The organism is Calditrichota bacterium (assembly GCA_014359355.1).
Classification (GTDB): Bacteria; Zhuqueibacterota; Zhuqueibacteria; order JANLFK01; family Oleimicrobiaceae; genus Oleimicrobium.
Map to the genome: position 1 here is coordinate 1 of JACIZP010000226.1, position 18,754 is coordinate 18,754.

Here is an 18,754-nt window from a genome sequence, read left to right on the forward strand (position 1 = left end):
GTGGTCAACGAGACCGATTATGACGTCGATTCGTTCTACTACCATATCGACTACCAGGAGCTGGACAGACTCGAGAAGAACGTCGGCCGGTTTCACGCCTACTGGCGGCGCGAGGCGCAAACGGCACCCGGCAAAAACTACACCATCCTCGACGCTGAGGGGTACGGCCACTTTGTGGGGTGTATCCTCAACATGCAGGGCCGCAGCGGGGACATCACGTTCCTGGAAGGGGATGAAATGATTTACGTGGACGGGGAGTCTACGCCTTCGATCTACGGCACTGGCACAGAGGACTATTTTACCAGTGGCTGGTATTTCAATCGCGGCACGTACGCAGGGCCGCTGCACGGCTGTATCATCAAGGACGAGGAGCAGGCCAAGGTCGTGGCTTATCGCTTTCATGTTGGCGACGCCATCCCCTTTCGCCGCAGCCTCCTGGTGACCATGGAGCACGGGCACGGCAATGAGGTGCCCAGTGACTACAGCAGCGTCGCGTTCTGGTATCAGAGGGAGCCGCACAAGACCCTGGCGCCGCTGCCGCCGCCCAAGGCCCGCATCCCCCTCAGGGTGATCGTGCCGCCGGGCGTGGTCGAGGCAGAAGAGCTGACAGCGCGGGTCTTGGTCGGTGATTGGGAAAAGGTTGCGCTCCGCACTGAGGAGATGACGGCGCACGGTGCCGAGTGGAGTAACGGCAAACAGTTGGCATGCACGGGCCTGGTAACCGGTGACCAGGTGGCCGTGACCTTTCCGGTTGCCATGTCGGACCGGTATGACGTCTGCTGTTTCATGACCAGGGGTCCCGCTTATGGCCAAGTGCGGATAGCGATAGCAGGGCACCCTCAGGAGGTTGTGTTTGACGGCTACGCCCCGGAGACGATGCACGCCGGTGCGGTGGAACTCCGCGACGTGGAGTTGGCTCAAGGCCAGCACTCCCTTGTGCTGACTAGTGTAGGGCGTGCGACCGAGGCGAGTGGCCAGGACATCGGCTTGGATTGCATTCTGCTGCGGCCGCGCCGGCAGTTTGTCGAGGAGTGGCTGCTCATCGGACCATTCGACGCCGGCGCGCAGGAGGATGGGGCCTATGGCCTACTCACCGTGTGGCCTCCAGAGCAGAAGATCGACCTCTCTGCCACCTACACCGGCAAGGGCGGTAAGCCCATTGCTTGGCGAAATGTGCGGGCGGACTCCACCGGCTTTGTGAACATGGATGCGCTACTGACGCCCAATGACTATACCGCTGCCTATGCCTTGACTTATGTCTATTCCCCAAAGCCGCAGACCGTCCACCTGCTGATTGGCAGCGACGATGGTGTGCGCCTCTGGGTCAACGATGTGCTGGTGCACCATAACCCCGCTCTGCGGCCCCCCGCGCCTGACCAGGATCAGGTGACGGTGGAACTCCGGGCAGGGTGGAACAAGCTGCTGGTGAAAGTGGTTGACGTGCTCGGTTTCTGGGGTTTCTATCTGCGTATCCCAGACCCTGAGGGCGAACTTCTGTTCAGCACCACGCCGAAGTGAGAACCTGCTCATCTTGCTGCGAGGAAGGAGCGATGAGGAACACGAGTGCTGGATTTGTCGCTGTTGCTGTATGTTGCACCTTAGCCTTTGGCCAAACGGATCAGGCGACGCGGGCTACCTTCTTAAAGGTCACGTTTCCCGCGCGAAGCGACACCGTGAGCGTCCCGCGCCTGCGCATTGCCGGGGGCACGCTGCCGACGGCCAAAGTCACCGTGAATGACCAGCAGGTGCGCGTTTACCCCAGTGGCGCTTTTGTGCATCGCGTCTCACTCGCCCCAGGCCTCAATCGGGTCGTGATTCAGGCAGAGGCCAATGGGCAGCGTGCGGCCGATACCCTGTCCATCTATCGCATTCCGCCGCTGCAGGTTTCGCCCTCCTCCCCGACGCAGATCGACACCAGCCTGGTAGAGCCGACCGTGGACATGGTCTTAGAGAATGGTGACCTGCTGCGCCTGCGGTTCAAGGGGAGTCCGGGCGGGAGCGCCAGGTGCAGCATCGAGCATCTGTGCAAAGACCTCCCCATGGTAGAGCTGCCCCCGGATGAGGCAGAGGGCATGGTGGGCATCTACCAAGGAGTGATCAGGATAAAGGCCGAGCGCTCTCTCAGGCCAACGCCGGTCAGGTATGAGTTGCGCGGCGTGGACGGCAAGAAGGCGAAGGCAGAGACAAAGGGCACCGTCTCGGTGTTGGACAGTGCCGTTCCCCTCGTGGCCGAGGTGACCTCCGAAACTCCCATGTGGAACGCCCCGCAGGGGGGTGCCATCCTCTGGACGCTGCCCGCCGGGCTGCGCGTGGAGGTGACCGGCAAGATCGGGGGCCGCTACCGCGCCCGCCTCTCCCCACAAGATGTCGTCTGGCTCAACGCCAGCGACCTGCGCATGCTGCCTCTCGGGACGAGCGTGCCCCGCGCCGTGGTGAGTTCCATGACGTGCACTGTGCTGGACGATCGCGTGCAGCTGGTCCTGGACATGACCGGCAGAGTGCCCTTTCGCGTGGAGCAGAGCCTGCAGCCTGCTTGGCTGGATGTCTACCTCTACGGCGCCCACCAGGGCCCGCAATGGCTGACCTACCCGGAGAAGCAGGTGGTCATCGAGCGGGTGAGCTGGACGCAGCCTGCAGAGGGAGTGTATCGCCTGCGGGTTGAGCTCAACCAGAGACAGCAATGGGGCTACAGTGTCAGCTACGGCGACCGTGGACTGGTCTTGGAGGTGCGGCGGGCGCCCCAGATTGCCAAGCCGCCGTCGAGCCCCGTAGCCGGACTCACCTTCGTTTTGGACCCAGGCCACGGCGGCGACGAACCTGGTGCCATCAGCCCCACAGGGATCATGGAAAAGGACGTCAATCTGAAGTGGGCAAAGGTGCTTGGGAGCATGCTGCGTAGCGCCGGAGCTCGGGTGGTGCTCACCCGTGAGGACGACCGCACCCTGAGCCTCAAAGAACGGGTGCTGATTGCCCAACAGGCCCGCGGACACATCTTCGTGATGATGCACAACAATTCCGTGGGCGAGGGTGCCGACCCAATGGTGCGCGGCACCAGCACCTACTACACGCAGCCCCACAGTCAGGACCTCGCCTGGACTGTTTACCCAAGGCTGCGCCAGATCGGACTGGCAGGATTCGGCAAGATTTATTCCACCTATTTCATTACGCGTCAGACAGACATGCTCTACTTCCTGGTGGAGGGAGCCTTCATGTCCAACCCCGAGGATGAGATGTTGCTGATGAACGACTCGTTCATCGAGCAAATGGCCAAGGCGGTATTTGACGGCTTGGAGGACTTTTTGCGCAAACAGGGGCAGTGAGCGCAGCCCACCACGGCTGAGGTTGTGATGGAGATGACACCCCGGGAACGCGTGCTCTGCGCGCTGGAGCATCGTAAGCCTGACAGAGTGCCCATTCAGGATTCGCCATGGGCAACCACCGTCGCTCGCTGGCACCGTGAAGGTCTACCCGAGGGCGTCAGCCCCGTGGAACACTTCGGTTATGCGTTCCGCGCCTATGACTTTGACATCTCCTTCCAACTTCCGGAAGTGGTGCTGGAGGAGACCGATGAGTACCGGATTGTCCGAAACAGTCTGGGGGCAACAGTCAAGAACTGGAAAAATGCCACTTCTACCCCCGGTTACCTCGACTTTGCGGTCAAGGACCGCCGCAGCTGGGAAGAGTACAAACCGTTGCTCAGCTGGAATGACCGGAGGATAGACTGGGCCTCAGCCCTTGCGCGCTTCAGGGTCGACAAGGAGGCCGGCTGGTTCTGCCATTTCGCCGGAGCCATGGGGTATGATCGCTCCCAGGGCTTCGTGGGCAGCGAGCGCCTGCTCATGGCCATGCTCGACGACCCCGCATGGGTGCGCGACATCTTTGCCGCGGGCGTGCAGCTGCTGATCGATGGTGCGGAGGAGATGCTGGGACGAGGCTTCGATTTCGACGGCGCCTTCCTTTACGACGACATGGGCTACCGCAACGGGCCTCTCTTCTCTCCGCAGATGTACCGCGAACTCCTCTTTCCTTTTCACAAGAAGATCGTGGACTTTTTTCACGGGAAAGGTCTGCGGGTCATCCTGCATAGCTGTGGCTGTGTGAAGCCTCTCATCCCAGACCTCATCAAAGCCGGGTTCGACTGCCTGCAGCCCCTGGAGGTGAAGGCGGGCATGGACCTGATTGAGCTGAAGAGGCTCTATGGCGAGCGCCTGGCCTTCATGGGGGGCATTGACGTGCGGCTCATGGCTCTGGACGACCTCGCCCCCCTGGAGAAAGAGATCAGCACCAAGTTCGCCGTGGCCAAGAGCGACGGAGCGTACATTTACCACTCGGACCATAGCGTGCCGGATGACGTGAGCTTTGCCAACTACTGTCGTGCAATGGAATTGGTGGAAAAGTACGGCGACTATTGAGCCCCAGCGAGGTGAGATCATGAGTACGACGCGGATAGGTTTCATTGGCCTGGGCATAATGGGAAAGCCCATGGCGACGAATCTGTTGCGTGCTGGCTACAAGGTGACGGTGTACAATCGGAGCAAACCGGCTGTGGATCTGTTGGTCAGCCGCGGTGCGGAAGCGGCCCCGTCGCCCCGTGCCGTGGCCGAACGCAGCGATGTGGTCATCACCATGGTGACCGATTCGCCCGATGTGGAGGCCGTGATCTTGGGACCCGAAGGGGTGTGCGAGGGCATCCGTCCAGGGATGGTGGTCATCGACATGAGCACCATCTCCCCGAGCGTTACCAAGAAGATTGCTGCAGCGCTCAAGGAGCGTGGCGTAGCCATGCTGGACGCACCGGTCAGCGGCGGCGATACCGGCGCACAGGCGGGCACCTTGGCCATCATGGTCGGGGGCGACAAGGAGGTCTTCGAGCGTTGCCTGCCCATTTTTCAGGCCATGGGCAAGAGCGTTGTGCACGTCGGGCCCAATGGCATGGGCCAGATGACCAAGCTCTGTAACCAGATCCTGGTGGCGGTGAACAACTTGGCCACCTGTGAGGCGCTCCTCCTGGCCAGCAAGGCCGGCCTTAACCCGCAGGTGATGATCAATGCGGTAAAGGACGGCGCCGCCGGTTCATGGCAGTTGGTGAACCTGGGGCCGAAGATGATTGCGCGCGACTTTGCGCCAGGTTTCATGGTCCGGCTCCAGCAGAAGGATCTGCGCTTGGCGTTGGAGGTGGCGCGTGAGCTGCACCTTCCTCTGCCGGCCCTCAGCCTGGTACATCAACTGTTTGCCAGTTGCCAGGCGGCCGGTGAAGGAGAGGAAGGCACGCAGGCGCTCATCAAGGCGCTGGAGCGGCTTGCCCAATACCGAGTAGGTTAACGACTCACCTAAACAGAACGCCAACGGGAGGCTACGACGGAGGATGAGACTTGGGCACCTGACGTTTGTCGCAGCTGCCGTGCTGACACTCTCTTGCGCGCGTCCCGACCGGGACTTTTACAAGACCGGCGAGCCACATCTGCTGGCGGAAGGCATCATCAGCACCGCCCAGTGCGAGACCAAGTGCTGCCTGACGCCAGATGGGCGCACGCTCTTTCTTGCCACCATGGGGTGGGACCCTCAGGACAGTCTCAATCAGGACATCTACTTCAGCCGCTGGCAAAAAGGGCGGTGGACGGCGCCACAGCCGGTTCCTTTCAACACCCGGTGGCAGGAATTTGACCCCGCGGTTACCCCAGATGGCAGGTGGCTTTACTTCTGCAGTGACCGCCCGGGCGGTCTTGGGGGCGCAGATATCTGGAGAGTGGCACTGCACGAATATGGCTTCGGGGAACCTGAGAACCTCGGCATGGTAGTCAATAGCCGAGGTGATGACTGGGGACCCGCCTTTTCCAGCGACGGGCGGGTGATGGTGTTCTCTTCAGATGGGCGTGGTGGCGCTGGCGGGCATGACCTCTTTCGCAGCGCGTGGAGTGGCAAGCAGTGGGCCTCTCCTGCCAATCTCGGCCGCCAAGTGAATTCTCCTCAGAACGATTTTGACCCCTGTGTCATTGGCGCGATGGAGAGGATTGTTTTCGCCTCCGATCGGCCTGGAGGACACGGTGGCCTTGACCTCTGGGAGACGAGGCACGAAAACGGTACCTGGAGCGCGGCCGAGGTGCTTCCCGCCCATTTGAATTCCCAGGCTTGGGAGTCGTGCCCCTATCTGTCGCCTTCAGGGAGTTCCTTTTACTTCAGCTCCACGCGAAGGACAGGCCTGCCCGCTGCAGCCGATATCTACGTCGTGGTCGCAAAATAGGAAGACACGAGGGCCCCACGGACATACACAAGCGGTGGGGCCCTCTGTCCCTTTCACGAGCGACGAACGCGCCGCTCCTGACCAAAGAAGGCGCGCACCTTGGCTGCGATCTGTTGCGGGGTCATCTTATCGGCAGGTTCGACTGCTGCCACGCGCACCTTCAGGTCCTTCAAGCGCTCCATGTTCTTCTTTAGCTCGCCCTTGGCTGGGCCAGGGCCAAAGATGAACACTTCTTCGCAGCGGCGCAAGGCGTCCACTACCTTGTTGTAGTAGGCCTCCATCTGGTGCTTGCGTCGTTCCTCACGCTTGCGCTCGGCTGCCGACTCTTGCGGCCCGTAGGGGGTTGCGGAACGCGAGCCGCCCGTGACGCGAATGCGCGGCTCGACGTCCGACTCAATGATCCGCGTGCTCTCTTCCTTTCCGTCCAGGTAGACGATGGTGGCTTTCTGATGATCGATCCACAATCCAGCCTTCGTGCTCATAGTTCACCCTTCGCAATTTGCAAGTGACCACCACAAGTCTGGACCGTGTTGATAGCCACTAAACCAAGAGCGCGGGCATCGCAATCCCGTGGACACATGGTGGAAGCCAAAGTCGGTCGTTAACCTAAGGTGGGCTGCGGTCGGTAAGGGCAACACGTGGTTGCGCCATTGAGAACATGGGTCTTGGACCTGCCTTGGGGAGCGTCGCTCTCACGAACATCCTCCTTTCTGGCAGTGGTGTGTCGAGACCAAACTGGCGGCGCGATCCGCGGAGTTTCCTCCGTTACGTCATCGGGCCCAGGGGGATGAGCTGTAGAACGGGCGCCACAGGAGCGAGTGCTGCTGTCCGCAGCTCTCGCAGGACCGCCGGGCAATACAGGCGCACATGCCCAGCGAAGGAGCGTCCGCCCGCGGAGTTCTCGAGTCGCCGCGGTGTTGTTGCTGGCGTCGCCCCTCCTTTCAGCTGCCCGGCTGCGAACCCCACACCCGGAGGCGACTCAACACTCCTTTGCCCTGTTTGCCGCGCGGAAGCTCCAGGATCAAGCCGCTATCCTCGAAAAAGAACAAATCCCCGATCATCAGACCTATGGATTGCCGCAAGGGACGCCAATTTTGACGATAGGCCTGATTGTCGATGTGGGTACCGTCTTTGTCCTTGGTGACCAAGAGCACTCGCTCCGGATGCTGCCGATTGATCATGAACGGAGAGTGTGTCGTGTAGATAAGCTGATTCTTCGCGGAAAGGTCCTCGATGACTTTGACAAGGTCCTTCTGTCCGGCCGGGTGCAGGTGGATACCCGGTTCTTCCAGCAAAAAAATGTGTTCGTTGGCGCGCCCCTCGAAGCTCTGAGCCATGAAATGCACATAGAAGGACAGGTACCAACGAAACCCCAGACTCCTGGACTCCGGCGTGTCGAAGACAGTGCTGGCGTCCGTGACGTCGATGTAAAGCACGTCGCGGTTGACGTTGAGCTTGACTTCAATGCTTGGCTCTTGGGACCAGACTCGGCGCAATTGCTCGGTCAGCGCCCTGCCGGCCTCCTCGCGCGCTCGGCGTCCCCGTGAAGAATCCTCAAATGCCAGGTCCAGGTCCTCCAGGCCGGCGACCTTCAACAGGTTGCGCTCGGTGGCAAATCCGCTCTTGTTCTCCAGGAGGCTCGCCAAGTTCACCTCGCTCTTCACGAGGCGGATGTCCTCGAAGTAGAGGAGACGCGGCAGCGCATCGAGCACCCGCCGCACGTTGACGTCCTCCAATAGCTGCCCGCCAATGAGCACGCGGTAGTCCTGGAGGCTGGGCCCAGTCTTAACTACCGAGAAGCTCTGCGCCTCCTCGAACGCCTTGGATAGCACGCTCAGTTCCTTCCTGTTCTCGGCGCTCAGCGAGCTGAATTCCAGCTCCACCTCCGGGCACTTGCCTTCGTAGTAGTGGTTGGAATACTGGCAGGTGAGGGAGGTGTCGAACTGGGCATTGGGGGAAAAGGACTCGATGGCGCGCAGGATGTTCGTCTTGCCGGTCTCGTTGGAGCCGATGAGCACATTGATGCGCGGGTTCAAAACGGCATTGAGTTCGAGGATCGACCTGAAGGCCTTAATGCGCACACGTGATAGGATCATGGTGTTGCACCCCGTGCATGGGATTGCGAACCGCGTTCGGAAGCTCGCTCTGCTACAATATACGCAGCCGCGCGACGACTGTCAAGCGAAAAAACCAGGGCGCGCCCTCCCGCGTCTCCTGGTGCTCCATCCCACCAGAGGCACAATCGCGCGACTCCCTCAACCACGTGGCTGTGAGGAACTCTCGCTGGCCGTCCTCTGCGGGAAAAACGCGACAAGCAGGCCCCGCAAGCTGTACACGAACAGGGCGAACAGAAAGTACGAGGAGCTGAACTTTTCCGGCATCCCGTAGCGGAGTAAGGCGGACCAAAAGAGCAGGGCCAGAAGAGCCCAGAGCAGACGCCGGAACATAGTGGCGAGCCGACCAGGAATGCCGCGCCGCCGCAGGAATGCACCGTACCAGGCCATAAACAGGTCGACAGTGATGAGAAGCACCAGGCCCCCGAAAGTTGCGGACAGGATTTTCAGTCCCATGGGCTGCTCCTGTGCTCGAGATTGTTTGTGTGCCCCCCGCCAAACTCTGCCAGGCGCTAAGCGTCAGGGCTTGTGCTGCGCAACCAAGCGGCGCCTGCACAAGATGGTATCGCGCTTCCAGTGGACGTCGTCGCGTTCGGGGTAATCAGTAGTGTAGTGGAGGCCACGGCTCTCTTTGCGGCGCAGGGCGCAGCGAATGATGAGATCGGCCACCTGGGCGATGTTGCGCAGCTCAATGAGGCCTTCCGTGACCGTGGTGCGCTTGTAAAATGCCTCGATCTCGGCCTGGATGAGCCGCACGCGCCGAAACGCGCGTTGCAGGCGAAAGTCAGAACGCACGATGCCCACGTAGTTCCACATGAGCGTTTGGATCTCCTCCCGATCATGGGCAATGAGCACCCATTCCTCGCTGTTGAAGGTGCCCGAGTCATCCCAAGGGGGGAACTTTGGCAAAGGCTCGCGTGCGTCCTTGGCGAATTGCACCGCGTGCTCGTAGGCGTGATGGGCAAACACGACCGCCTCCAGGAGGGAGTTGGAGGCCAAGCGATTTGCCCCGTGCAAACCTGTGCATGCCACTTCGCCACAGGCATAGAGCCCGGTGAGGTTAGTGCGCGCCCACATGTCAGTCATCACGCCGCCACAGGAATAATGTGCTGCCGGCACGACCGGGATCCATTCTTTGGTCATATCAATCTTGTGGCGCAGGCAGGTTTCGTAGATGTGGGGGAAACGCGCCTTCACCGCCTCCGGGTCCAAGTGGGTGACATCTAAGTAGACGCAAGGCTCGCCCCGTTTCTTCATCTCTGTATCGATGGCCCTGGCCACCACATCGCGGGGTGCGAGGGAGGCCATCGGGTGGTAACGGCGCATGAAATCCTCCCCGTCGCTGGTGCGCAGAATGCCGCCGAAGCCGCGCACCGCCTCCGAGATGAGGAATGACCGCCCCGTGGCGTGCGGGCCGCGATAGAGCGAGGTGGGGTGAAACTGCATGAACTCCATGTTGGCAATGCGCGCCCCTGCCCGATAGGCCATGGCCACGCCGTCGCCGGTGGCGATCTCCGGATTGGTGGTGTGCAGGTAGACCTGTCCGCAGCCGCCAGTGGCCAGAACGGTCGCCCGCGCCACGAAGGGCGTCACTCGCTTGTGCGCCACATCCAAGACGTACGCTCCCCAGCAGTGGAGGCGCTTTGCCTTGGCCTCCACCTCGCGGCCGAGCTGGTGTTCAGTGAGCAAGTCAACGGCTACGTGGTTTTCCAAGACCTGGATGCGTGGGTGGTCTTTCACTGCAGCGATGAGTGCTCGTTCCACCTCGGCACCGGTGTGGTCGCGGGCGTGCACAATACGGTGGCGGCTGTGGCCGCCTTCCCGGGCCAAGTCGAAAACCGTCTTGCCACCCTCCTGCCGGACGGTGAACTGCGCGCCCCACTCCACAAGCTCGCGCACCCGCTGCGGCCCTTCCGAGACCACCATGCGCACCACGTCCTCGTGGCACAGGCCGGCGCCTCCCCGCAGGGTATCCTCAAGATGGATGTCGAAAGAGTCGTCTGGGGCAAATACCGAGGCAATCCCCCCTTGCGCATAGTTGGTGTTTGACTCCGCCCGCTCCTTCTTCGTGACCACCACCACGTCACCATGCTCGGCGGCCTTGAGCGCAAACGACAGGCCAGCGATCCCGCTGCCGATGACCAGAAAATCGCACCGCACGTCATTCCCATGCTTGCTTGCCATCAGGCTCTCCCTTTATCTTTCGGTCGTCGGCAGCAACATAGCACAATTCACGGCAAAAATCAAGTAGTTTTCGCAGCTGGCCCTGCCAGCGCTTGAAAGCGATGTGAAGGACAACCGTTGCACGGGTGAACAGGAAAGTGGGTGGGCAAATGGGGACGCGAGGATTCACCTCTGTGGGGCGAGCGTTTGTACTGCAAGGACAGAAATCCCCCTGGCGTGGCACTCAAGAAGGCGAGCCCCCATCCGGCAGTGCTTTGGGCTCGGCCGCGCCCAATAGATCAGGCGCCTGCGACTCGTACGTCCTGCTCGCCTCTGCCGATGAGGTCAAGTAGCTTCTGCTGACGCAGAGGGCGCCTGAGGATACCAGCCACACCCAGAGCGCGCGCCGCGCTCTCCCCGCCCTCCCAGTCCACGTCGGTTATGGCGATGACCCGACACTTTGGCGCGATCTGCTTCAATTCTTGCACCAGGTCCGCCCAGTCGCCGTTTTCGGTGTGTGAGTCAAAGCCGGAAGCCAGCAGGATGACGTCGGGGTTGAACTCCCGGGCCAAGGTCACCACTCGCTGGCGATCCTCGGCAATTTCGCACTCATGCCGACGGTGCAGCGCCAAGTAGGCCTGCATCTGTGACTTCAGGACGTCGTCCGCGATGATGATCCTCATTACCCTTTCCGCAGCTTGTGACACTTCCTTAACCGCGTCTATGCATAGGGGCATCATGCCCGATCTGCGGAGAGGGATGGTGTTGTGACAGGACTCCAGAACTCCTGCCACGAAGGAGACCCCTTACGGGAGGAATGGGGAACAGAGGCGAGAGGAGCTTCGGCTGCCGGACGGCCCTGCAACGGGAGAGTGTTGCCTTCCATCCCTGGGGGGAGAGGCCGCGAGGTGCGCTCACACCCCAGGTACGCGAAGCACCAGCTCTTCGGCATCGGCAGGGACTTCGGGCGTGTCGGGCATCGCGAAAGCTGTGCACTTGGGTGGTTTCCCCTGGCGAGGCACCCCGTCTTCCTGGCGCCAGCCTCAGTAGAGTCTTACCAGCTCTGTGCCCGGGTAGTAGTGGCTGAGGATGGCTCGGTAGTCGTAGCCCTGCGCGGCCATGGTCGTGGCCCCCACCTGGCAGAGGCCGACGCCATGCCCCCAGCCCGCGCCGCGCAGCACGAACCGCTGCACTCTGCCTTGCGTATCCACTTCACGCGCAACGTAGAAGCAGGCGCTATAGAGGTGCGTCTCAGAGAGGATGCGGCGGATTTCGAGTTCCTTACCCACCGTGAACGAATGTTTGCTGCCCACCACCTGCAAGCTCATCAAGCGGCCAGATGCACCTCGTCTTCCGGGGATCAGGTCGATCAGTTCGCCAAAGTCAATGCCAGTTTTGCGCGCGATGAGCTCTTGTAACTCCTGGCGAGTGTAGCTCACCTCCCACCGGAACAGCCGATTGGAGTCGCCAAGGCTGGCGGGCACTGGATAACGCTCGGTGTTGCAAAAGACATCCGGACTGCTCTCGATGAAGGCCCGCGCCTTTGCTTCGTCGTCGATGGGGAAAGACACGGGCTCTTTGCCGTCTACGAAGGGAACCAGGTAAGGCACGTGGCGCTCATCCCAGACATTGGCATAGTCTTCGGCTACTCCGCCACAGATCTTCGAGTACCGGGCGTCGCACACTTTGCCCTGGAAGAGGAGCACCTCGCCGCGGGTGTCCAAAGCTGCCCGGGTTGAGCGCTCCATGACGTACCCTGCTCCCCAGTAGCGCTGGCAGTGGTCATCAGCACAGAGGTGGAAGGGCTCGGCAGCGTGGTGCTTACCCATGGTGGCCAGCACGGTGGCGCGGGCAGCCACCGTTTGCGCGCGGAGCAGATTCTCCGGGCAATCGGTGGTCATCTCCGAGGAGTTGACGCTGGCAAGATAGTCCTCCATCAGCAGCTCGTCAATGGCGACCAAGCGCCCTTGATTGTTCACCGCCACCTCCAGGGTGCCGAAAAGCAGCTGGTCCTCCAAATGTTGCCAGTGAAACTCCACTCCCACTACCACATTGGCCAGGGTGATGACGCCTTTCCTGCCCGGGCGTGGCACAATGCGGACGACGTCCTGAAGGCGATGCCCCGCGCACTCCAACACGGCGCGGGGGGGACGTACGGCCTGCTCCACGACCAAGTAGACAGCCGGGATGCCATGCAGGCGGCGGAATTCGACGGCGTCCTTTTCCGTGGGAAAGGGCCCGGCGAGCACCCAATACTCCCGGTTGTCGACAGTGGAGGCTCCCACATCCACGACCAGCCCTACCTGACGGTAAGTGAGCGGCCAGCCTTTCTCGGCCTCTTTGGCTACCGCCTGTCGGGCGCCCAGCTCGTCTTCGCAGATGGCAAGGCGCACAAAGTAATCGATGTGCGCAGGGACCGATTCGCGGATAGTTATCTCATACGCGCGGTCGGCTGCTATCTCGCCGTGCACCTTCCCCTCGCGGTCGCACAGGGCGCATGGTTCGCTGCAGCGAAAGGTGACCTTGTCGGTGCCTCGGATCATGCCGATGCGGACAATTGGTTCTCGGCTGTTTGCAGGCGCTTGCACTGCGCAATCTCCTGTAAGCTATCTTGTCGTTTCTTGCCGTGGTGCCGCGGCGAAAAACATCCGCACGCCCCAGACCAGAACGATGATTGCTGGAATCAGCAGGCGCGGGCGCACATGGCCATGCCACAGGTACCACGGCGCCTGGTCAAATCCCATGTTGATCGCCAGCACAGAAAGGCCATTGTTGGTCGCATGGACGATGGCCGCCGGCAGCACGCTGTTACTCCGCCAAGCCAGGAGGCCAAGGAGGACACCGAAGATGAGAATCTGGATGCTGGTCCAGGGGTTCACGTGCAACAGGGCGAAGGCCAACGAGCAGAAGACAATCCCTCGGCTCGCATCGAGCGTGCGCTCGAAAGACTGCTGCAGAAAGCCTCGGAAGAGCATTTCTTCCAAAAGGCCCGCTCCCAAGACCGCGAACAGCACTACGGATAGACCTTCGGGAACGGAGCGGATGGTGAGTAGCTGCTTGACCTGGCTCACCAGGCTTTCGGGCATGGGGAAGAGTAGGTTCACGATGCGATCGAGCTCGTCCATGACGATGGCAGCAGCCACGCCGATCAGCAAGCCAAGGACCAGGTGCGAAAAAGCCGCCCGCCGCAAGCGAAAGACCGCCGCAAAAGGATAGCGCCCGGCAGCAGTCACGATCAGGGCGGGGACGATGATGGAAACCTCGGCGGCCAACAGCAGACTCTTCTGAAAGAAAAAGGCCGCTCCCACGGCGACCAGCATCATGAAAACCATGGTAATGACAATCACCGCCACACTCAGACCCAGGCTTGGATGCGGATGAGGGGGCAGGGGTGTGTGCTCGGGTGTCTGTTCCAATGCAACTTCCTTTCGTCGGTGCTCGCCACTGACCAGGCTACGGCAGATGCCTTGTGTTTTGCGGTCTGTCACCTCGTGAATGCGCTGCTGCTAGGCGGCCCACAGAGCCACCGACCTCATGCGTAACGGTCGCCCAGCAGGCCAGGGGGAGGAGATCCCTGGCGCCTCGTCAGTCTGGCAAAGTGGGCCAGGATAATGCCGGCAGCTACCGCCACATTCAAAGAGTCGCCTGCCCCGTATCGCTCGATGCGCACCCCGTGGTCACACAGCTCCGCCAGTTCGGGATCAACGCCGCTGGCTTCGCCACCCAGCACTACCACGCCGGCCTGTGCGGAGACGATTTCGTCCAGCGCAGCCGGCGCATGCATATCCGCATAATAGAGTGCAAAGCCCCGTTCTCGCAGCTGCGGAAGAGCGGCGCGCAGGTCGACCTCGTCGTACACCGGCACGTGGAAGATGGCGCCAGCAGTACTCCGCACGGTCTTGGGGTTGGTCATGTCCACAGTCGTGCGATCGCAGAGCAACCCTTGCACGCCGAACCACGCACAGGTTCTGACGATGGTGCCAGCGTTTCCAGGGTCAGCCACCCCGTTCAGCGCCACGAGTATGCCGCGGGCAGCAAGTTGTTCCGGCGCAAACGGCTCATAAGGCCAGCGGGCTACTGCTACCAGACCCTGGCTCTGCACCGTGTCTGCTATCGTGCGAAAGGCGCGGCGGTCTGCAGCCAAAAGGGTCACGCCAGCCTGCTCGAGGGCCTGCAGGAGCCGCACAGCGCGCTCCACGTACATGGCCTGTGGCGCCACGACCACGGCCTCGAGAGTCGCACCCGCTGCCAAGGCTTCCTCAATGCAGCGCACCCCCTCCACCAGAAACTTGCGGTCGCGCGTGCGGTACTTCTTGATGAGGAGCAAGCGGTAGTACTTGAGCTGATTCTGGGAAATCGGTACTGCCCGTGGCGCGTAGGGATGAGCCACCTTCCCTCTCCGTCGCTCACTTGTGCGTCAGGGCGTTCAGCCTCTTGGTCACGTTCTCCACCACCTGCTCTAAGCGCACCATCTCCTGAACGCCACTGGCCATGTCCTTGACGCTGACCGCCTGTTTGGCCACTTCTTCCTCACCGACGATGAGGACCACGCTTGCCCCTATGCGGTTTGCCTCACGTAGCTGTGCCTTGAGGCTTCGATCACCGGGGGCAAAGGTGGTTGCCACCCCGCTTTCGCGCAACGAGAAGAGGACCCGCAGGGCCACCAGCCGAGCGCTTTCCCCCTGCGACGCAACAAAAACCTGGGGCTTGGGCAGCGTCGGGACCGACAGGCCTTGTTCTTTCATGCTCAAAATGATGCGTTCAATGCCTGAGCCAAAGCCGATGCCAGGTGTGGGTGGGCCGCCAAGTTGCTCGATCAGCCCGTCGTAGCGCCCGCCGCCACACATGGCGTTCTGGGCGCCAATTCCTTGTACCCAGACCTCAAACACCGTCTTGGTGTAGTAGTCAAGTCCTCGCACGAGCCGGTGGTTCAGCGTATAAGGCCGGCCGAGGAGCTCCAGGTACTGGCGCAGCTTGGCAAAGTGGCTCGAACAGTCGGCACAAAGGTGCTCCAATAGCGGCGGGGCATTGGCGATGATCGGTTGGCAGGAATCGACTTTGCAGTCCAGCACGCGCAGAGGACTACGCTCCAGCCTTCGCTGGCAATCGGGGCAGATCTCCCTAAAGTGGGCCTGGTAGTATTCCCGCAGGACCTTGAGGTAACCCGGTCGGCATTGGGGACAGCCCGTGCTGTTCAACTGGAAACAGAGCCCCTGGAAGCCGAGGTCGGCGTAGAGCTGCCAGGCAATGGACATCACCTCCACGTCTATGGCGGGATCCTGTTCGCCCAATGCCTCCACGTTGAATTGCGTGTGCTGGCGGAAGCGGCCTGCCTGTGGCCGCTCATAGCGGAAAATTGGGCCGATGGAGAACAGCCGCACCGGCTTGGGACGCGTGTGCAGTCCATTCTGCAGGTAGGCGCGCACCACCCCCGCAGTGAACTCTGGCCGCAAGGTCAGGGAATCGTGCCCCCGATCTTCGAAGGTGTACATCTCCTTTTCGACGATATCGGTGCTTGCCCCAACTCCCCGTTCGAAGAGCTGCGTCTGCTCGAAAATCGGCGTGTCGATGCGCTCGTAGCCGTACAGCGTACAAATGCGGTAGATCTGCGCCTCGATGTGACGCCAATAGGGTTGCTCCTCGGGCAGCACATCGCGGGTGCCCTTGACCGATTGGTACTTCACAACAGTCTCTGCGCCTCGTGATGTTGGTCGACCCCTTGCGCCAGAAGGGGCGTGTTCAGATGTGGTCTAACATTTCGTGCAGAATTGTGGCGGCACGCCTGCGGTAGCGCTTGGGCACAAGTAACACCGCTTCTGAGCCGACGGCACTTGCGCCCTTGCTTCCCAAGGCCCCCGAGATGACGTCTTGCCGGATCACTGCCGGGATGCCGACGCGCGCGAGCGCCTCCCGGACCATCTCCGCGTAGACCGGTCCTGGCAGGGAGTGCAAGGAGACCCACTCTTCCTCGGAGGCCTCAACAACCTGTGGCTCTTCCACCAGCGGTTGTCCGCAGTCGGGGCAGACGGTGCTTCCTTGCACGTATTCATATCCGCAACTGGGACAGAAAGGCATGGCTCTGACTCCTCACGCCGGGCACTGCACTACGTGCCGAAACAAGCGTCCTCTTCCTTTTCGATGGCGGCCAACACCTCTTCCGGGGTCTTAGCCTTGATGAGCCGGGCGCGAAACTCAGGGCGATGCATGAGGCGCGAGATGTGACTGAGCGCCTTCAAGTGGGGTCCTGTTTGGTCGTACGGTCCTACCAAGAGAAACACCAACCGCACCGGCTTGTCGTCAATGGACCCGAACTCCACGTCATGCTCGGTGACCCCGAAGGAGGCGACCAGATTCTTCACGCCGTCAGCTTTGCCGTGGGGGATGGCCACCCCATCGCCGACGCCAGTGCTCATCACCCGCTCGCGATCCAGCACCGCCTTCAATACCTTCTCGCGGTCCTCAATCTTGCCGGCCGCATATAGTGCGTCCACCATCTCCTCGATGAGCTTGTCCTTCTCTGTGCTCAACAGAGGGATGCGGATAGTGTCCTTGCTCAGTATTTCTCGCAGTTTCATGCTCCCACTACTCCCTGAAAATTCGCCACAAATTTATAACAAAATCTGAAGAATGCAAACTCTTTCTCTCCTGCCCTGCCAGAATCGGTTAACCGTAGTTCTTTTGGCGGAAATGCGCAGGGTGGTAGATTTTCCGTAAGGATAGCGTGCACCGTCTGTTGGTGCCAGTGGGTCACCACCCCAGGCTCGAAAAGGAGGGAAGAATGGACCGGGTACGCGTATGGCTGTGTGGGACAGCAGTGGTCATGGGGGTTGCTCTGGCAGCAATTGGTGGGTCATGGAGTAGTTCGGCTGACGACAGTGGCAAAGAGCTGCGCTTCGCCGTGCTCGGGGACAACCGGCCGGGGACGCGCACGGCACGGCAACCCTATGTGCACAAGCTGCTCCTCAAAGAGCTCAAAGCCCGGAAGCCCATCGCCGTGCTCAATACGGGCGACATTATCGTAGGCGGCACTGATGACAGTCTGACCCTGCGCCGCATGTTTGAAGAGTTCATGAAGACTGTGTCGCCCCTTGAGGTCCCTTTGCATGTGGCGCCAGGCAATCACGACTATTTCAACAGGCCGAGCCGGGCACTGTTTGCCGAGATGGTTGGCAAGCCGTACTACTCCATGGACTATGGCAGCTGCCACTTTGTGATCCTCTGTTCGGAGGAAGAGGGCCACGTGTCCCGCCTTTCCCGCGAGCAGTTCCTTTGGCTGAAGAGGGATCTGGAGGCCCACCGACAGATGCCCCACCTTTTTGTCTTCGTCCACCGTCCACTCTACCCTGTTGGTCCACATGCCGGCGATTCCTTTGACAAGTACCCCGCGCACAGAGACAGCCTTGCCGCACTTTTTTTGGAGCATGGGGTGGACATTGTCTTCGTGGGTCACGAGCATTTGTACCACGACGCCACGTACGGCGGTCTGCGCCAGGTCATAACCGGCGGAGCCGGCGCGCCGCTCTACGCGCCTCCTGACTCCGGTGGCTACTTTCACTTCATCATGGTGACGGTACGCGGCAAGGAGGTGCTTACCGAAGTCGTACGCGTTGATGACCCTTATGAAAAGGCCGAAGAGGCTTTCAGGCAGAGAAAGCCTGCCGAAGTGCTCAACCTGATGGACGAGGTGCTAAATGACAGTCCTGACCAAAGCGATGCGCACCTTTACAAGGCAGTGGCCTACCTTCAGGCGCGCGAGCCTGGGAGAGCCGCCGAGGAGCTGGCGGCCTTCCTCAAAGGTGAAGGGCGTGTCGCTGCCGCCTATGAGCGCGCCGGGCGAATGTTGCTCAAGCATGGGCTATGGGAACAGGCACGTGCCCTGTACCGCGAGTTCGCCAACGACAAACCCGCCAGTCCGGAGGCCTACTTGGGCCTGGGTGAGAGCTTCTTCCATCTGAGTTACGCCGATTCAGCCTCCCTTTGTCTTGAGCGGGCAGTGGAGCTGGATTCGCTGGCCCCCAAATTGCGCTTCCTGGCAGGGCAACTCTATGAAAATGGCAAGAAGGTGGTGGAGGCAATAAGGCACTACCAGGCGGCTGTCCGCCTCGGTCCCGAGACCAGCTATGGCCTGCGTGCGGCCAAACGCCTGGCGGAGCTCAAGCCAGGGCAGTGAAGGCGCCCCTCCCGGTGCGGTCCCGAATGACAGCGCCGAGCCCTTACAGATGGCATGGCGTTTGCG

17 protein-coding genes are annotated in these 18,754 nt (G+C 61.2%); 6 read left to right on the plus strand and 11 right to left on the minus strand.

The features are described from left to right. The 5 genes from H5U38_10060 to H5U38_10080 form a co-directional block, all read left to right on the plus strand. Positions 1-1,518 (plus strand): DUF2961 domain-containing protein (locus tag H5U38_10060; protein MBC7187365.1); only part of this gene is annotated, 1,518 nt, incomplete at its 5' end. 32 nt (positions 1,519-1,550) lie between these two features. Beyond that, positions 1,551-3,320: an N-acetylmuramoyl-L-alanine amidase gene (locus H5U38_10065; protein MBC7187366.1), complete on the plus strand. Its 1,770-nt coding sequence runs from the start codon at positions 1,551-1,553 to the stop codon at positions 3,318-3,320. A 27-nt stretch (positions 3,321-3,347) separates the two neighbouring features. Continuing rightward, on the plus strand, positions 3,348-4,412 hold the full coding sequence (locus H5U38_10070) for a hypothetical protein (protein ID MBC7187367.1): 1,065 nt from the start codon (positions 3,348-3,350) through the stop codon (positions 4,410-4,412). Positions 4,413-4,431: 19 nt separating this feature from the next. Next, complete coding sequence (locus H5U38_10075) at positions 4,432-5,322, plus strand: 2-hydroxy-3-oxopropionate reductase (GenBank protein MBC7187368.1); 891 nt, start codon at positions 4,432-4,434, stop codon at positions 5,320-5,322. A gap of 43 nt (positions 5,323-5,365) precedes the next feature. Further along, positions 5,366-6,241 (plus strand): PD40 domain-containing protein, encoded by an 876-nt coding sequence (locus tag H5U38_10080; protein ID MBC7187369.1) that lies wholly within the window; start codon positions 5,366-5,368, stop codon positions 6,239-6,241. Between the two features lie 53 nt (positions 6,242-6,294). Here H5U38_10080 and H5U38_10085 read toward each other — a convergent pair whose 3' ends face one another. The 11 genes from H5U38_10085 to H5U38_10135 all read right to left on the minus strand — a co-directional run bounded on the left by H5U38_10085 (position 6,295) and on the right by H5U38_10135 (position 17,093). Further along, complete coding sequence (locus H5U38_10085) at positions 6,295-6,723, minus strand: hypothetical protein (GenBank protein MBC7187370.1); 429 nt, start codon at positions 6,721-6,723, stop codon at positions 6,295-6,297. A 459-nt stretch (positions 6,724-7,182) separates the two neighbouring features. Next, complete coding sequence (locus tag H5U38_10090; protein MBC7187371.1) at positions 7,183-8,337, minus strand: AAA family ATPase; 1,155 nt, start codon at positions 8,335-8,337, stop codon at positions 7,183-7,185. A 159-nt stretch (positions 8,338-8,496) separates the two neighbouring features. Beyond that, positions 8,497-8,811 (minus strand): hypothetical protein, encoded by a 315-nt coding sequence (locus H5U38_10095; GenBank protein MBC7187372.1) that lies wholly within the window; start codon positions 8,809-8,811, stop codon positions 8,497-8,499. Between the two features lie 63 nt (positions 8,812-8,874). Continuing rightward, positions 8,875-10,539: an L-aspartate oxidase gene (gene nadB, locus H5U38_10100; GenBank protein ID MBC7187373.1), complete on the minus strand. Its 1,665-nt coding sequence runs from the start codon at positions 10,537-10,539 to the stop codon at positions 8,875-8,877. A gap of 278 nt (positions 10,540-10,817) precedes the next feature. Next, on the minus strand, positions 10,818-11,201 hold the full coding sequence (locus tag H5U38_10105) for a response regulator transcription factor (GenBank protein ID MBC7187374.1): 384 nt from the start codon (positions 11,199-11,201) through the stop codon (positions 10,818-10,820). A gap of 360 nt (positions 11,202-11,561) precedes the next feature. Further along, on the minus strand, positions 11,562-13,106 hold the full coding sequence (locus tag H5U38_10110; protein MBC7187375.1) for a SpoIID/LytB domain-containing protein: 1,545 nt from the start codon (positions 13,104-13,106) through the stop codon (positions 11,562-11,564). An 18-nt stretch (positions 13,107-13,124) separates the two neighbouring features. Then, positions 13,125-13,934: a CPBP family intramembrane metalloprotease gene (locus H5U38_10115; GenBank protein MBC7187376.1), complete on the minus strand. Its 810-nt coding sequence runs from the start codon at positions 13,932-13,934 to the stop codon at positions 13,125-13,127. 116 nt (positions 13,935-14,050) lie between these two features. Continuing rightward, entirely contained in the window at positions 14,051-14,908 is an 858-nt protein-coding gene (locus H5U38_10120; protein ID MBC7187377.1) for an RNA methyltransferase, read from the minus strand. Between the two features lie 16 nt (positions 14,909-14,924). Beyond that, positions 14,925-16,202 (minus strand): histidine--tRNA ligase, encoded by a 1,278-nt coding sequence (locus H5U38_10125; GenBank protein ID MBC7187378.1) that lies wholly within the window; start codon positions 16,200-16,202, stop codon positions 14,925-14,927. 55 nt (positions 16,203-16,257) lie between these two features. Then, positions 16,258-16,593, minus strand: a complete 336-nt coding sequence (locus H5U38_10130) for a DUF2007 domain-containing protein (protein ID MBC7187379.1) — start codon at positions 16,591-16,593, stop codon at positions 16,258-16,260. A gap of 29 nt (positions 16,594-16,622) precedes the next feature. After that, entirely contained in the window at positions 16,623-17,093 is a 471-nt protein-coding gene (locus H5U38_10135) for a PTS sugar transporter subunit IIA (protein MBC7187380.1), read from the minus strand. 203 nt (positions 17,094-17,296) lie between these two features. Between H5U38_10135 and H5U38_10140 the strand changes: the two genes are divergently transcribed. Next, positions 17,297-18,688: a metallophosphoesterase gene (locus H5U38_10140; protein MBC7187381.1), complete on the plus strand. Its 1,392-nt coding sequence runs from the start codon at positions 17,297-17,299 to the stop codon at positions 18,686-18,688. Positions 18,689-18,754 lie beyond the last annotated feature (66 nt).